Source organism: Iodobacter fluviatilis, from assembly GCF_900451195.1.
GTDB lineage: Bacteria > Pseudomonadota > Gammaproteobacteria > Burkholderiales > Chitinibacteraceae > Iodobacter > Iodobacter fluviatilis.
In genome coordinates this window covers 219,361-233,656 of sequence record NZ_UGHR01000003.1, presented here as the reverse complement: position 1 = coordinate 233,656, position 14,296 = coordinate 219,361, and the positions used below count along the sequence as shown (strand labels likewise).

The window sequence follows — 14,296 nt, the reverse complement described above, 5'->3', positions numbered from 1 at the left end:
TTCCTGTTTTAGGATAAATAACAACCTATGAATCGCACTCCGGTCAATTTAATCAGTGGTTTTTTAGGGGTGGGCAAGACCACCGCCATGATGAAGCTGCTGGCTGCTAAGCCACAGGATGAATATTGGGCGGTGGTGGTGAATGAGTTTGGAGAAGTGGGCATCGATGGTGCCAGCCTGTCAGTGGCGGCAGATGGTTTGCAGGTTGCTGAGGTGCCTGGCGGCTGCATCTGCTGTACCACCAGCCCCATGCTGCGTGTGACGCTGACGAAATTACTCAAAGGTAAACGCCCTGATCGCCTGCTGATCGAACCATCAGGTCTGGGCCATCCGGCGGGGATTATTGATTTACTGCGCGATCCATTTTTAGCTGCTGCCTTGGATGTCCGTGCAGTATTGACTCTACTAGATGCGCGGCACTTACAAGACAGCCGCTATACCAGCCATGAAACATGGCGTGATCAGCTGCAATTGGCCGATGTAATTGTGCTGAGCAAGGCCGATCTGGCCGATGTCGATCAAATGGGTGCAGCGTGGAAAATGGCACAAGCGATGTTTCCGCCTAAGCTTGCCATTGTAGAAGCAGTGCAGGGCGTGTTTGATGCTGCTTTACTGGATTTAGAGCTGCATCCGGAGCCCTGGCCAACCGCCAGCACGCCTAACTTGCATAGTAATAATCTGCGTAAACGCGTTAAACCAGTGGCAGCCGTGGAAGAAGAGCTAGTCTGGCCGATTAAGAAATCCCATTCCGCCTTAGGTTCGCACAGCTGTGGCTGGATTTTCGCCCCAGAAACCCTCTTTTTCAGCGCCAAACTTGCTGATTTATTTGATGCGCTATCCAGCCCGCAAAGCTTAGGTCTAACGGGCCTGTCCCGCGCCAAAGGCGTATTCCATACCGAGCGCGACTGGTATCGCTTCGATTGGGTAGACGGCATGCCGGGCGCAACCACCACGGCTTATCGACGTGACTCGCGCTTTGAAGTGATAGTGAGCGGTGAAACCGTGCCCGATTGGGCTGCGATAGAAGCGGCTATCTTGGCCGCGATAATGTGAATTCCAAATCCAAATCTTGAACCACGGAGTGTAGGAGGGTACGGAGGTTCACTGAGGTTTACGGAGAAAACCAAAAAAACAGAAGGTAATTCTCCGTGTTCTCTGTGTCCTCCGTGGTTCAAGATTTGGGGTGTTAGTTGTTAGTTTTTATTTCGGCGTAATTCAATCGCATGGGCATATTTGATGTAAGACGCGACGGCTTTGCCTAGCGAGATCGCTAATCCATCGTGTCCTGCCAGAAAGCCCAGTTTAATCACATAATGTTTTAAAAACGAAAAAAGGCAATGAAATCCGGGCGTGAATGGGCCGACTTTTTTATTGGTTTTGGCAATAGTTTGTGCCTGCCATGTGCCGTAGAGGCAGGCTCGTTTAAAGATATCCGGATAATCTTTATAAGAATAATGGGTAATATGCGCGGGTATTTGTTTTAAAGAATTGCTTTGAATTTTGGTGTGCGCAGCGACAGGTGAAAAATCCACCTGTGTTTTATTAAAAATGCGCCGCACATAATCCGGATATTGCCCGGCAAAGCGGGTGGTTTGATTGCCGATATAATTGCGGCGGCGTGTTTCAATGGCGCTGACATTTTGCTGGCTTAAATCGGTGTTTTTTAAATAGGCGACCAAATCGTCTTCTAAACGCTCATCGGCGTCTAAATTCAGTACCCAATCGTGGCGGCAATGTGGCAGACCCACGCTGCGCTGCGGACCATCGCCCAGGAAGGGCTGTGAAATCACCGTTGCACCTTCTTGTCTCGCTAATTCCGCGGTGTTATCACTACTGCAAGAATCAACCACCACAATATCATCGCAAACCTGTTTCATGGAGCGCAGGCATTCAACGATATTGTGCGCTTCATTAAACGTAATAATCAGACCACTTATTTTTAACATGATTTGCAGGCGTATAAGGCTGTATTGAGGCTGCTATAATCTCCCGATTGGCTTGTTGCCCGCAAGGCTCTATTAACAATTTAGTACTTAGGTAAAATTTCTCCGCTGTGCTTGCCGTATTTCACATACGGGTGTTAGAGGCACTTCTTGCCGGAAACTTTTGCGTAATTACTTATGTCATTGTGTTTAATAGATCCTCACAATTTATGGATCCCCTATGAAAGTTAGCGGCTTTACCTTCCTGCGCAATGGCACTCTGCTTGGCTATCCCTATATTGAAAGTTTAAAAAGCTTACTTAGCGTTTGCGATGAAGTGGTCGTGGCGGTGGGTAAAAGCGATGACGATACTTTGGAGCGTGTTCGCTCTATTGGCGATGCACGGATTCGGGTGATTGAAACCACCTGGAATGAAGATATGAAAGACCGTGGCTATGTCTACGCTCAGCAAAAAATGATTGCTCAGTTTAATTGCAGCGGTGATTGGGCGTTTTATCTGGAAGGCGATGAAGTTATTCACGAAGAAGACGCGGTTAAGATACGCGCCGCAATGGAAAAGCATTTAGCCAATCCAGAGGTTGAAGCGCTGGTATTTGATTATCACCATTTTTATGGCTGCCCGGATTTAGTAGCAAAAAGCCCTGCATGGTATCGCCGCGCGCCAAGGATTATTCGCAATACGATTCGCAGCTGGGCACCCGATGGCTTATTTTGGGTGGTGATGCATCAAAATAAACGAGGCCGTTATCCGAATGCCGCTTTAGTGGGCTGTCCGATTTATCATTATGGTCATGTGCGGTCCAGCGAAAAAATGAATGAAAAAATTCGTCAGGTTTCCCGCTATTGGAACCACACACCCAAGGCGCACGTTTACAACCAAATTGATGCCAGTATTTTGCAGCCCTTTCATGGTAAGCATCCGGCTATTGTGCAGCCATGGTTTCAGGATTATGCCGAATTAGTCTTTACAGCTGATCCGCAATATCGCTTATCCAAACGCGAAAAACGTCATCGCTGGCAAATGAAAGTAGAAAAACTACTGGGCCGCGATTTAACTAAAAAACATTATCGACTGGTGGCGGCATGAATTTAAATATCACTCGGCAGCCGTTGCTGTGGTTTGCTTTTTTGGCAGGTTTTGCCATTCCTGTTTCTACAGCTATGCAAAATATCAGCGCGGGGGTATTAGTTTTATTCGCTATTTTTACGCCAGAAATTCGCCAGCATATTGGCAATGCATTGCGCCAGCCTTTGATTCAGGCCTGTCTTTTGATGTATTCGCTGTTTGTATTGGGCGTATTCTGGACCGATGCATCAATCAATGATGCGCTCGGCATGTTGCTTAAAATGCGGGCATATTTATTAGCGCCTTTGTTTTTTGCCGTATGCACCTTAGCCCCTGTCCGTCAGTATTTATTAGCCGGATTTGGCTTAGGAGCGGCGATTACCCTTGTGCTTTCAATTGGTAGTGGCCTCAGTGGCACGCCTATTATTCAGGGTGCAATCGGCGATTATTCTGTGTTTAGAACACATACCTATCACAGTACCTTTGTGAGTTTTCTGGCTTGCGGTATTGCCGCTTATTGGATGGCGGGGCGTTTGCCCAAGCAATGGCGCTGGCCTGCGGCAATCACGATAGCCCTGTGTATTTTTGATGTGTTTTTTATGGTGAAAGGGCGCACGGCGCAAGTATTGCTGCTTTTATTATTGGGTTTATTAGTGGTGTTATGGCAGGGCAGGCGCGGTTTTTTTATTGCGCTGATTGCTGCTGCAGTCATGGCCCCCGTACTTTATTTTGGCTCTAGCTCATTGCGCTCAGGCATGAATACGGTGCAAAGTGATGTGCAAAACTATGAAAAAGGGGATATTGATACCTCGGTAGGTTTACGATTATTTTTTCATAAAGTAGCTAAAGACTTAATTAAAGAGGCTCCGGTTTTAGGGCACGGTACTGGCAGCTATAAACAGAATTATTTAAAAAATGCCGGGGATTCCGAAGTACGCCGCTCTTTTGCAAATCCGCATAATGATTATTTATGGCTGGGTGTAGAGCTGGGTATGGTGGGGATGCTTTCTTTGATCTTAGTTTTACTTGCTACCGTTAAACAGGCTTTCAATACCGTTTCGGCGGAGCGCTGGCTGGGTTTGTTGTTGGTGTGCTCTTATGGGATATCGACTTTAGCCAATTCCTTTTTTACCGATAATATTACGGGCCTGGCTTATGTTTTATTGGCTTGCGCCTTATTGGCGGGATCCAGTTTTCAGCGTAAGGTTTCTTTATGATCAGCATTATTACGGCCATCCATAATCAATTAGCAGTGAATCAACTCTTTTGGGAAAACCTGCAACGTTATACCCATCACCCCTTTGAGCTGATTATTATTGATAATGGCTCAAACGATGGCAGCGCAGAGTTTTTTGATTCGGTGGGTGTAACGGTGATTCGCAATCATGCGAATTACGCTTATCCGCATAGCCAGAATCAGGGTATTGCTATTGCAAAATATGACTGGCTTGCTTTTCTGAATAATGACATTATCGTATCCCCCCAATGGGACCTGAAGCTGATTGAATCGATGACGGCGAATGGCTTAGAGGTGGCGACGGTTTGTGGAATTGAGCAAATTGAAAATGCCCTAGCGACTAAAAAGCTGAAGCACCGCTGGCAAAAAATTAAAAACATCCTCGGCTTATTTGGTTTTAATCGCACCACACTCAGCTGGATGCATAAGCTGATGTATCGCAATTGGGAAGGTTTTTGCCTTGATCGGCAAACACGATTTAAGCAGCAGATTAAAGAAGGTTTTGTGGGTAATACGGTGATGATTGCCCGCAGTGCTCTGGCTAAAATTGGCGAGTGGGATGAGCGTATTCAGGCCGCCGATTTCGATTTATATCTGCGTACAAAAAAGCGTGAACAGGAAGTAGGCGATATGCGCGCCATGCATGTTTGCTTGGATGTATTTATCCACCACTATATTCGTTTGACCATGAAAGCAGGTTATCCGCCTTTTGCAGACAGAGAGCAGCTGATTGCTCTGGAAGATAAATGGTCGGATGCAGAGCGGGCGCAATTACAGCAATTAAATAAATAAGGGCTTAAAACCCAAATCTTAAACCACGGAGCACACAGAGAACACGGAGTTTCACAGAGAAAATCTTTAGGGGTGTTATTTTTTACTCGGTTTTTTTCTCCGTGAGCTCCATATCGAAGATTTATGGTTTGGTTTGTCGTTTGAGCTTTTTAGACTTGGGAAAAAAATGCAGCTACCTCGCAGCGTTGGTTTAGTCACCGCTCAAAAAGCGGTTTTTGACGAGCCAATTACTTTATCTTCCGGCACTATCCTGCCGTATTACGAGTTGGTTTATGAAACCTATGGCACGCTAAATGCCGATGCATCGAATGCCATTCTGGTTTGCCATGCTTTGTCGGGTAATCACCACGTAGCGGGCCGCTATAGCGTCGATGATAAAAATCCGGGCTGGTGGGATAGCATGATTGGCCCGGGCAAGCCCATTGATACCGATAAATTCTTTGTGATCGGGCTTAATAATCTGGGTGGCTGTCATGGTTCAACCGGCCCTTCTTCGATTAATCCGGCTACAGGCCAGCCCTATGGTTCGACTTTCCCGTTGGTCTTGGTGAGAGATTGGGTAGAAACGCAAAAACGCCTGGCCGATCGCTTAGGGATTGTGCAGTTTGCAGCGGTGATTGGCGGTAGCTTGGGTGGCATGCAGGCATTACGCTGGTCTATTACTCATCCGGAGCGGGTGCGCCATTGTCTCGTGATTGCTTCAGCGCCTAAATTAACCGCGCAAAATATTGCCTTTAATGATGTGGCCCGCCAGGCGATTTTGACCGACCCTGATTTTCACGGTGGCGATTATTATCAGCACAATACCCTGCCACGCCGTGGCCTACGATTAGCCCGCATGCTGGGGCATATTACTTATCTAAGCGACGATGGAATGGGCGAGAAATTTGGCCGTCTATTGCGCTCGGGTGAATATAAATACGGCTTTGAAGTGGAATTCGAAATCGAATCCTATCTGCGTTATCAGGGCGATAAATTTGCCGAAGTATTTGATGCCAATACTTATTTATTAATGACCAAGGCGCTGGATTATTTTGATCCGGCCCGTCATTACAATAATGATTTAGTCGCCGCTTTAAGTGAAGCCAAGGCGCAATTCTTGGTGGTTTCATTTACCACCGACTGGCGTTTTTCTCCTGCCCGGTCAAAAGAAATTGTTAAAGCGCTGCTTGCAGCCAAGCGTCAGGTTTCTTATGCCGAGATCGAATCAGAACATGGCCATGACGCCTTCTTAATGGAAGATCCGCCTTATCACGCCATTATGCGCAACTATATGCAGCGGATTGCGAAGGAGATTGCCCAATGAGCCAAGTAAAGAATTTACGCCCCGATTTGCAATATATTGCTGACTGGATTCCCCCGCAATCCAGAGTATTGGATTTAGGCTGTGGCGACGGTGAATTGCTGGCCTGGCTGGCTGCACAAAAACAAGTCAGTGGTTATGGCGTGGAAATTGATGTCAATGGCGTGGTGGGCTGCGTGGCCAATGGTGTAAATGTGATTCAAAGCGATATGGAAAGTGGCTTATCTACTTTTGAAGACCATTCCTTTGATTATGTGGTGCTTTCGCTCACGATTCAGGCCATGCACAATATTGAAGGCATTTTGCAGGAAATGGTCAGGGTGGGTAAAACCGGCATCGTCACCTTTCCTAATTTTGGCTTCTGGGAAAACCGCTGGCAAATCCTGATGGGCAGAATGCCGGTATCGGAAACAATTCCGTTTGAATGGTATAACACGCCCAATATCCATTTTTGTACCGTGCATGATTTTGCTAAATTATTGAATAAATCAGGCTTAAAAATAGATCATCAGTTGGTATTAAATCAGGGTGAAAAAGTGGAGTTCCTGCCTAATCTACTCGGCAGCTTGGCCTTGGTGCGGTTTAATAAAGTTTAATCGTGATTTAAGCAAATCCAGATCTTGAAACACGGAGTTTCACGGAGAAAAACATGACTCCAATTAAGTTGTTTCGTAGGTTTTAAGTATTTAAAAACTTGTCTAATTAGAATTTGTATCGCAGTTAGTTGCACGGGGCTTAAATCTCCCCTTGAAACACGCCGGAGTGAGGAACAAGCGGGTCGGGGTTTCGGCGAGGATGTTTGAGCGAAGCGAGTCCCGCAGCCGCCGACTCGATTGTCCGCAGAAGAGGGGCCTTCGTGTGATTGGTGTTGTGGCTTCGCTTCCTTTCTTGGCCACACAAGAAAGGAAGGTCCAGCGGGACGCCCGCACCAAAATCAGCGTGCCGAAGGCACTAAAAAGATAAGAACTGCGCAACACCTGTTACTAAATAAAAAGGCGCTCAATGACTATTCGTTTTGGGATGATCGGCACGGGCCATATTGCCAATCGCTTTGCTCAGGGTTTGGCTTATATTGCCGACGAGGCGCAGCTTGCTGCGGTGTGGAATCGCAATCAGGCTAAGGCTAGCGCTTTTGCTGAGCAGTATGGCGGTGTAGTGCACCAGAGCGTGGATGATTTGCTCGCCAGCGATATTGATGCGGTGTATATCGCCACTCCCCATACCAGCCATGCCCAGTACAGCATTGCAGCAATGAAAGCGGGTAAAGCGGTGCTGTGTGAAAAGCCTGCGGCCACCAGCCTTGCCGAGCTTGAACGCGTGCTGGATGTGGCAACACAGACTGGCCAGTTGTTTATGGAAGCGATGAAACCGGGGTTTTATCCACTGTATCAGGCGCTGCGTGAGCACTTATCCACAGATCCGATCGGCCCCATTGCTTTTGTTCGCTGCGGCTTTGCTAGCCCGAATGTGGCCGCAGATCATGCCGTGCTCAAGCCGGAAATGGCGGGTGGAGGCCTCTTGGATATCGGCATTTATGGTGCGTTTCTAGCGGTGGATTGGCTGGGCGGCGTGCAAAATGTGCAGGCTTTGGGGCGGCTTAATGGCGGTGTGGATACTTTTGCCAGCATCAACAGCCAGCACAGTGGTGGCATCAGCCAGCTTTACTGTGGTCTGGATTTGGCCGGATCGGGCGAGGCCATGCTGGCAGGCCCGGATGGGCATGTGGTATTGGATGAAAAATGGTGGAACCCGACTGCTGCGACCATTTTTTATAAGGATGGCCGCAAAGTCAGGTTGGAAAAACCGTCTGTGGGATCTGGCCTACAATACGAAACGGCCCATTTTTGCCATTTATTGACTACGGGCCAAAGCGAAAGCCCGCTGATGCCTTATGCTCATTCTAGGGCCATGATTGCCATACTCGATGCGGCTAGAGCCGAGCTAGGCTTGGTCTATCCGTTTGAAGTAAGGGCAGTTAATCAATTGTTATAAACCCAAATCTTGAACTACAGAGGACACAGAGTTTCACAGAGAAAACCAATCTATTTAATTCCAAATTAGAAAGTTGAATCATCGTCATTCAAGTTTGCTTTTCTCCTTGCCTCTCTGCGTTCTCCTTAACTCTGTGTTTCAAGATTTGGGTTTTTTTAGCTTCAATATTTTCTAATTCAGGATTGCACCATGCTAAAAATCTCCAGCCAGTTTGATTCTGGCGCTATTGAAGTGGTCAGCCTTGCTGATGCCCAAAATATCCATTTAAAGATCCGCAGCGATAACGCTTCGCCGTTCAGCCAGTGGTTCCACTTTCGTTTGCTTGGCGCTAAAGATCAGGACTGTGTGATCCACTTTGATAATGCAGCCAGCAGCGCTTACCCAGATGGCTGGCCTGATTACAACGCTGTGGCTAGCTACGACACCGAAAACTGGTTCCGTGTAGCCAGTGATTATGATGGCCAAACACTGCGTATCCACCATCGTCCAGAGCGCGAATCGGTTTTCTACGCTTATTTCGAGCCTTACTCGTGGGAGCGCCATATGCGCTTGATTGGCGAGGCCGTTGAAGCAAGCCCGCTGTGCGAGTTGGTGCATTTGGGCAGCACACTAGATGGCCGTGATATGGATTTGCTGCGTGTTGGCGTGGAAATGCCTGGCAAGAAAAAAATCTGGATTACCGCGCGTCAGCATCCGGGCGAAACCATGGCCGAATGGTTTGTGGAAGGCCTGCTGGAAACATTGCTTGACCCGGAAAACGCCGTGGCCCGTGTGCTGCTGGAAAAAGCCGTGTTCTATATCGTGCCGAATATGAATCCGGATGGCAGCGTGCGCGGTAATTTACGCACCAATGCGGCGGGTGCCAATCTGAACCGTGAATGGGCAACACCTAGCATGGAGCGCAGCCCGGAGGTATTCCTGGTGCGTCAAATGATGCTGGAAACCGGCATCGATGCCTTCCTTGATGTGCACGGCGACGAGTCGATCCCGCATAATTTTGTCGCCGGCTGTGATGACAATGCTACATTCTCGGCTCACCAAGCCAGCCTGCAGGAGGCTTTTAAAGCGGCATGGCTGGCAACAAGCCCGGATTTTCAAACTGAATTTGGCTATGAAAAAGGCAAGTTTGGCCCGGAAACACTGACCATCGGCACCAACTGGGTAGGTGATGCATTTGATTGCCTGGCTTACACCATCGAGATGCCATTTAAAGACACCGCTAAACGCCCCCTGCCAGAAGTAGGCTGGAACGGCGAGCGTTCGCGCCAATTTGGCGCAAGCGTTTTGCTGCCGCTGCTGGCGGTTGTGGATAAGTTAAGGTAATCGTTAAGGTCATCAAATTAAGGAGTGGCGTGCCACTCCTTAAGATGAAGCCTTAAGCCGCAGCCAGCGCTGTTTTCATTGCTGCAATGACTTTATCAATCTCTTCTTTGCCGATCTGCCAGTGGCAAACAAAACGCCATTGGCCATCTTCGGTGCCGTTTGATTTAATGCCGTGCTCGTTCAGGCAGGCAAGCAGTCTGGCTTCGTCGATCTCTTTGCTGATTTTAAAAAACACCATATTGATTTGCAGCTGGTCGGTGCAAACACACACATCAGGCAGTCCAGCCAGTTGTTCGGCTAGGTATTGTGCGTTTTTATGATCGTCATCCAAGCGCTGGGTCATTTCTGTCAGCGCCAGCATGGCAGGGGCTGCGAGTACGCCGGCTTGCCGCCATCCGCCGCCCAGTAGCTTGCGTTTTTTACGTGCGGTGGCGATAAAAGCGGTATCACCAGCAAGAATAGAGCCGATTGGGGCCGCCAGGCCTTTGGATAAGCAACACATCACGCTGTCAGCGTATTGGGTGATTTGCTTTACATCGACCCCGAGGTGGGTGGCTGCATTAAAGACCCGTGCACCATCAAGGTGAACTTTCAGTCCTGCAGATTTTGCGGTTTCCCATACTTCCTGCATGGCGGCTAATGGCACAACACGGCCACTGGAATGTGCGTTTTCCATGCAGACTAAGCGTGTGCGCGGCAGGTGGATATCGCCTTCCGGGCGGATGCGGCGGCGAACCTGCTCGGCATCCAGCACGCCGTTATTTGTGGGGACAGGGCGCAGATTGACGCCTGCAATCACAGCCGCTCCGCCTACTTCGTGCCAGACAATATGGGTGTCTTCGCCTAGGATCACTTCATCACCACGCTCGCAATGGGTAAAGAGCGCAAGTTGATTGCCAAAGGTACCTGTGGGAACAAACAGGGCCGCTTCAAAGCCCAGTGTTTCGGCAGCAAGACGTTCAAGCTCATTTACACTGCTGTCATCCCCATATACATCATCGCCAACGGCTGCATTCATCATGGCTGTGCGCATGGCTGGTGTGGGCTGGGTAACGGTGTCACTACGCAGATCGATCCATTGCATGTTTAACGCTCCTGTAGGGGGAATGGCTCAGTATTAACAATTAAGCACTTGAGTATGCCTTGTTGTGCCAGGATTAAGGGCGTAAAAAATGCCCCGAATATATCCGGGGCATTTTCTATTGCAGGGGGCTGGCTTATTTCTTTTTAGCCGCTGCAGGTTTGTCTTTGGCCAGAAGCTCATTAACAACTTGGGTGATGGTGCCATCTTCTTTGCCAACCATCGCCGGGCTGGTTACGTATTTGCCATTCACTACAAACATTGGAACGCCATCTACTTGATAATCACGCGTCATTTGCGCCAGCTTGTTCATATTGGCGCTGCTGCTGAATGAGTTGTACTGAGCTTTGAATTTTTCTACATCGATGCCTTGTTTTTTGATCCAGTCAAACAACACATCTTCTTTGCGTAATTCAATACGCTCTTTTTGTACGGCGGTCATGACGGCCAGCTGTTGCTTGCCTTCCAGACCCATTGCCTGCAAGGCGATAAAGATTTTAGCGTGGCCTTCCATATCACTGCGGCCTGGCCATGCAACGTGCACGCGGCGGAAATTAACATTGGCAGGTAGTTTACTTGCCCAGTCTTCTACATAAGGGGCCACGGTAAAGCAGTGTGGGCAGCCATACCAGAAGAACTCGATTACTTCGCTTTTGCCAGCAACGGCAACCGCTTGTGGCTTCGTCATTTTTTTATATTCAACGCCTTCACGGATGTCGGCGTGGGCAAGGCTTGCTGCCAGGAGTGTGGTGCCAATCAGTAATCGTTTGAGCCAAGTATTTAACATACGCAAGTCCTACCTTGTTATTTAACAACGGCGCTATCTACGCCATTCGCTTTTAGTTGTGAGCGGGCATTATCCAGCTCATTGCTGGAATTAAACGGGCCAAGCCGAACGCGATGCCAGATTCCTTTACCAGGAATATCGCTGGTTTGAATTCTGGCCTCTATGCCAAGTAAGGCGAGTTTGGCTTTAAGATTATCTGCATCTTGTTCATTTTGGAATGAGCCAATTTGTAAATATGCCCCTTTGGGTACTTCTACTTTTACCGGCGGGCTGGCTTCAGGCTTTTTAGGCTCGGCAGGTTTAGCTGCTTCGGCAGGTTTTTTGTCTGCAAGTTCCGGCAGCATTTTATAAAAATCAAAGCGCTCACCATTTTCATTCTTTACGGCGGAGGCAGTGGGTGTGGGTGTGACAATAATCACATCATTCTTGCCGCCAGGAGATAAGACTTCCGGTGTTTGTGGCGGCTGGCCAACAGGTGCTGAAGAAATGGCATCAGCAGGTGTGGTGCTTACTTTGCCTGCAAAAGGATTTCCACTGCGGTTTAAAAATACCGCAACAGCAACGGCGACAGCGACACCGCCAAATAAACCAATGAGCAATCCAGTCAGCAGAGAGCCTCCGCCACCACTTTTTGAGGAGTTGCTGGTACTGCTGCGAGGTGTTCTTTTCATGTCTCTGGACATTGCATACTCTCTATGGCGCTGCTGTATTCAATAACGGTTTAAGTTGGGGCAGGGCAGGGCAGAAGCATAAAGCGGGTATTGCTTTTATGTCTTGGGCTGCCTGACTGCTTCACAATTCTTGCTGCAGAGGATACGTTTCAAAGATGAATAAGAAACGATCGATATGTCTGCAATATTGTTTAAATTATCGGGCATTCGTTTTTTGTCATAACTAAATGAAACGGATTATGTCTTTTGCATGAATCGGCTTTCATTATTATTTCTGCAGCGGATTATACGGGCCTTTGCTCTTTTGGAGCAGGCAACGTTCTTGGTTTTTATAAGGTATTCTGCGTTTTTACAGCGTATTCTTATCGCTGTATAAGCAATAATCTACTTTGCCTGCAGTATAGGTTCTTTTCTTTGTCAGAATAGCAACAGGAAGCTCTTTCAGACAAATTGCCGTGGCATATTTATTCAACGGAAATTTTACGTATTGTTGATGCGGGCAGATATAATTTGCCTTAAATCAAGATTCGATCAGGAAAAAAACATGCAAGATCAGAGCAAAAAGATGTGGTCTGGCCGTTTTAACGAGCCGGTTACAGAACTCGTCAAACGTTATACCGCCTCGGTAGATTTTGATAAACGCATGGCCGAAGTAGATATCCAGGGCTCCCTGGCTCACGCCACCATGCTGAATAAAGTAGGTGTGTTGTCCGTTGAAGACCTGAAATCTATTCAGGGCGGCATGGCCGATATCCTGAACGAAATCCGTGAAGGCACGTTTGAATGGAGCCTCGATTTAGAAGACGTGCATATGAATATCGAGCGTCGCCTAACGCAAATGATTGGCGATGCCGGTAAGCGCCTGCATACCGGCCGCAGCCGTAATGATCAGGTTGCCACCGATATCCGCTTGTATCTGCGCGGCGCAATTGATTTGCTGGTTGGCCTTGTGCACGAGCTGCAGGTTTCTTTGATTGATCTGGCAGAAAAAAACGCCTCTACCGTGATGCCAGGCTTTACTCATTTGCAAGTGGCTCAGCCTGTGACCTTTGGCCACCATATGATGGCTTATGTAGAAATGCTGGGCCGCGATGCAGAGCGTTTGATTGATGCACGTAAACGTGTGAATCGCTTACCACTGGGATCTGCCGCTCTGGCCGGTACAACGTATCCGATTGACAGGGAATACACCGCAAAATTGCTGGGCTTTGATGAAGTCTGTCAGAACTCGCTTGATGCGGTTTCAGACCGTGATTTTGCAATTGAATTTACTGCCGCCGCAGCATTGGTAATGACGCATTTGTCGCGTTTATCCGAAGAGCTGATTCTGTGGATGAGCCCGCGTTACGGCTTTATTGATATTGCCGATCGCTTTTGTACCGGCAGCTCCATCATGCCGCAAAAGAAAAACCCGGATGTGCCTGAGCTGGTGCGTGGTAAAACCGGCCGTGTAAATGGCAGCCTGATTTCCCTGCTTACCTTAATGAAAGGCCAGCCATTGGCTTACAATAAAGATAATCAGGAAGATAAAGAGCCATTATTTGATACGGTGGACACCCTGACTGATACCCTACGTATTTATGCCGACATGATGCGTGGCATTACGGTAAAACCAGATGCCATGGTGCGTGCAGTAAAACAGGGCTTTTCTACTGCAACTGATCTGGCCGATTATCTGGTGAAGCGTGGCATTCCGTTCCGTGATGCACACGAGGCCGTTGCTTTAGCCGTGCGCTATGCCGAGCAAAAGCATAAAGATCTGGGCGATTTGCAATTGGTTGAATTGCAGAGCTTCTCTCCGCTGATCGAAGACGATATTTTTGAAGTACTGACGCTGGAAGGCTCTCTGAATGCCCGTAACCATGTAGGCGGCACTGCGCCGTTTCAGGTGCTGGTGCAAATTGCCAAATGGCGTGAAAAGCTGGGCTGCTAAAAATAAAGTCATTTCCAAATAAAGCAGGTGTGCAGACAAAACCCAAATCTTGAACCACAGAGCGCACAGAGTTACACGGAGAAAACCAAGACAAATAATCGGGTTTTCTGCTTTGTGTGTTTTTTGTGGATCGCCGGTTTGTTTTTAGCACTTCTGTGCCGTCACGCC

The 14,296-nt window shown here is 48.2% G+C and carries 13 protein-coding genes; 9 read left to right on the top strand and 4 right to left on the bottom strand.

Annotated elements, in window-relative coordinates; translation table 11 throughout:
• Nucleotides 1-27: 27 nt before the first annotated feature.
• Complete coding sequence (locus DYD62_RS16420; RefSeq protein WP_115228507.1) at nucleotides 28-1,053, top strand: CobW family GTP-binding protein; 1,026 nt, start codon at nucleotides 28-30, stop codon at nucleotides 1,051-1,053.
• Between the two features lie 140 nt (nucleotides 1,054-1,193).
• On the opposite strand, the gene DYD62_RS16415 is transcribed toward DYD62_RS16420, so the two are convergent.
• The gene (locus tag DYD62_RS16415; RefSeq protein ID WP_115228506.1) at nucleotides 1,194-1,946 is read right to left on the bottom strand and encodes a glycosyltransferase family 2 protein; all 753 of its coding nucleotides are present in this window, start codon (nucleotides 1,944-1,946) and stop codon (nucleotides 1,194-1,196) included.
• A gap of 217 nt (nucleotides 1,947-2,163) precedes the next feature.
• Here DYD62_RS16415 and DYD62_RS16410 point away from each other — a divergent pair, with 217 nt between their 5' ends.
• The 7 genes from DYD62_RS16410 (at nucleotide 2,164) to DYD62_RS16380 (ending at nucleotide 9,656) form a co-directional block, all read left to right on the top strand.
• Nucleotides 2,164-3,030, top strand: a complete 867-nt coding sequence (locus tag DYD62_RS16410; RefSeq protein ID WP_115228505.1) for a glycosyltransferase family protein — start codon at nucleotides 2,164-2,166, stop codon at nucleotides 3,028-3,030.
• Complete coding sequence (locus DYD62_RS16405) at nucleotides 3,027-4,226, top strand: O-antigen ligase family protein (protein WP_115228504.1); 1,200 nt, start codon at nucleotides 3,027-3,029, stop codon at nucleotides 4,224-4,226. Before DYD62_RS16410 ends, DYD62_RS16405 begins: the two co-directional genes overlap by 4 nt.
• Complete coding sequence (locus DYD62_RS16400) at nucleotides 4,223-5,038, top strand: glycosyltransferase family 2 protein (protein WP_115228503.1); 816 nt, start codon at nucleotides 4,223-4,225, stop codon at nucleotides 5,036-5,038. Before DYD62_RS16405 ends, DYD62_RS16400 begins: the two co-directional genes overlap by 4 nt.
• A gap of 166 nt (nucleotides 5,039-5,204) precedes the next feature.
• Nucleotides 5,205-6,344 carry a homoserine O-succinyltransferase MetX gene (metX, locus tag DYD62_RS16395; RefSeq protein ID WP_115228502.1) on the top strand — a complete coding sequence of 380 codons (1,140 nt, stop codon included), beginning with the start codon at nucleotides 5,205-5,207 and terminating at the stop codon, nucleotides 6,342-6,344.
• Nucleotides 6,341-6,937: a methionine biosynthesis protein MetW gene (gene metW / locus DYD62_RS16390; RefSeq protein ID WP_115228501.1), complete on the top strand. Its 597-nt coding sequence runs from the start codon at nucleotides 6,341-6,343 to the stop codon at nucleotides 6,935-6,937. The genes metX and metW overlap by 4 nt, the downstream gene beginning before the upstream one ends.
• 406 nt (nucleotides 6,938-7,343) lie before the next feature.
• On the top strand, nucleotides 7,344-8,333 hold the full coding sequence (locus DYD62_RS16385) for a Gfo/Idh/MocA family protein (protein WP_115228500.1): 990 nt from the start codon (nucleotides 7,344-7,346) through the stop codon (nucleotides 8,331-8,333).
• A 189-nt stretch (nucleotides 8,334-8,522) separates the two neighbouring features.
• Nucleotides 8,523-9,656, top strand: a complete 1,134-nt coding sequence (locus tag DYD62_RS16380; RefSeq protein ID WP_115228499.1) for a M14 family metallopeptidase — start codon at nucleotides 8,523-8,525, stop codon at nucleotides 9,654-9,656.
• A gap of 52 nt (nucleotides 9,657-9,708) precedes the next feature.
• On the opposite strand, the gene ltaE is transcribed toward DYD62_RS16380, so the two are convergent.
• From ltaE to DYD62_RS16365, 3 genes are all read right to left on the bottom strand, one after another.
• On the bottom strand, nucleotides 9,709-10,740 hold the full coding sequence (gene ltaE, locus DYD62_RS16375) for a low-specificity L-threonine aldolase (RefSeq protein ID WP_115228498.1): 1,032 nt from the start codon (nucleotides 10,738-10,740) through the stop codon (nucleotides 9,709-9,711).
• A gap of 133 nt (nucleotides 10,741-10,873) precedes the next feature.
• Entirely contained in the window at nucleotides 10,874-11,524 is a 651-nt protein-coding gene (locus DYD62_RS16370; protein ID WP_115228497.1) for a thiol:disulfide interchange protein DsbA/DsbL, read from the bottom strand.
• A gap of 17 nt (nucleotides 11,525-11,541) precedes the next feature.
• On the bottom strand, nucleotides 11,542-12,195 hold the full coding sequence (locus DYD62_RS16365) for an SPOR domain-containing protein (protein ID WP_233702961.1): 654 nt from the start codon (nucleotides 12,193-12,195) through the stop codon (nucleotides 11,542-11,544).
• A 544-nt stretch (nucleotides 12,196-12,739) separates the two neighbouring features.
• On the opposite strand from DYD62_RS16365, the gene argH reads away from it, so the two are divergent.
• Entirely contained in the window at nucleotides 12,740-14,128 is a 1,389-nt protein-coding gene (argH, locus tag DYD62_RS16360; protein WP_099396630.1) for an argininosuccinate lyase, read from the top strand.
• Nucleotides 14,129-14,296: the final 168 nt, after the last annotated feature.

What these genes read in the sequence shown, in the direction of transcription:
- metX (WP_115228502.1), top strand. Translation starts at nt 5,205, where the DNA reads ATGCAGCTACCTCGCAGCGTTGGTTTAGTCACCGCTCAAAAAGCGGTT.
- DYD62_RS16380 (WP_115228499.1), top strand. Translation starts at nt 8,523, where the DNA reads ATGCTAAAAATCTCCAGCCAGTTTGATTCTGGCGCTATTGAAGTGGTC.
- DYD62_RS16415 (WP_115228506.1), bottom strand. Translation starts at nt 1,946, where the DNA reads ATGTTAAAAATAAGTGGTCTGATTATTACGTTTAATGAAGCGCACAAT.
- DYD62_RS16385 (WP_115228500.1), top strand. Translation starts at nt 7,344, where the DNA reads ATGACTATTCGTTTTGGGATGATCGGCACGGGCCATATTGCCAATCGC.
- argH (WP_099396630.1), top strand. Translation starts at nt 12,740, where the DNA reads ATGCAAGATCAGAGCAAAAAGATGTGGTCTGGCCGTTTTAACGAGCCG.
- DYD62_RS16365 (WP_233702961.1), bottom strand. Translation starts at nt 12,195, where the DNA reads ATGAAAAGAACACCTCGCAGCAGTACCAGCAACTCCTCAAAAAGTGGT.
- DYD62_RS16420 (WP_115228507.1), top strand. Translation starts at nt 28, where the DNA reads ATGAATCGCACTCCGGTCAATTTAATCAGTGGTTTTTTAGGGGTGGGC.
- DYD62_RS16410 (WP_115228505.1), top strand. Translation starts at nt 2,164, where the DNA reads ATGAAAGTTAGCGGCTTTACCTTCCTGCGCAATGGCACTCTGCTTGGC.
- metW (WP_115228501.1), top strand. Translation starts at nt 6,341, where the DNA reads ATGAGCCAAGTAAAGAATTTACGCCCCGATTTGCAATATATTGCTGAC.
- DYD62_RS16370 (WP_115228497.1), bottom strand. Translation starts at nt 11,524, where the DNA reads ATGTTAAATACTTGGCTCAAACGATTACTGATTGGCACCACACTCCTG.
- DYD62_RS16405 (WP_115228504.1), top strand. Translation starts at nt 3,027, where the DNA reads ATGAATTTAAATATCACTCGGCAGCCGTTGCTGTGGTTTGCTTTTTTG.
- DYD62_RS16400 (WP_115228503.1), top strand. Translation starts at nt 4,223, where the DNA reads ATGATCAGCATTATTACGGCCATCCATAATCAATTAGCAGTGAATCAA.
- ltaE (WP_115228498.1), bottom strand. Translation starts at nt 10,740, where the DNA reads ATGCAATGGATCGATCTGCGTAGTGACACCGTTACCCAGCCCACACCA.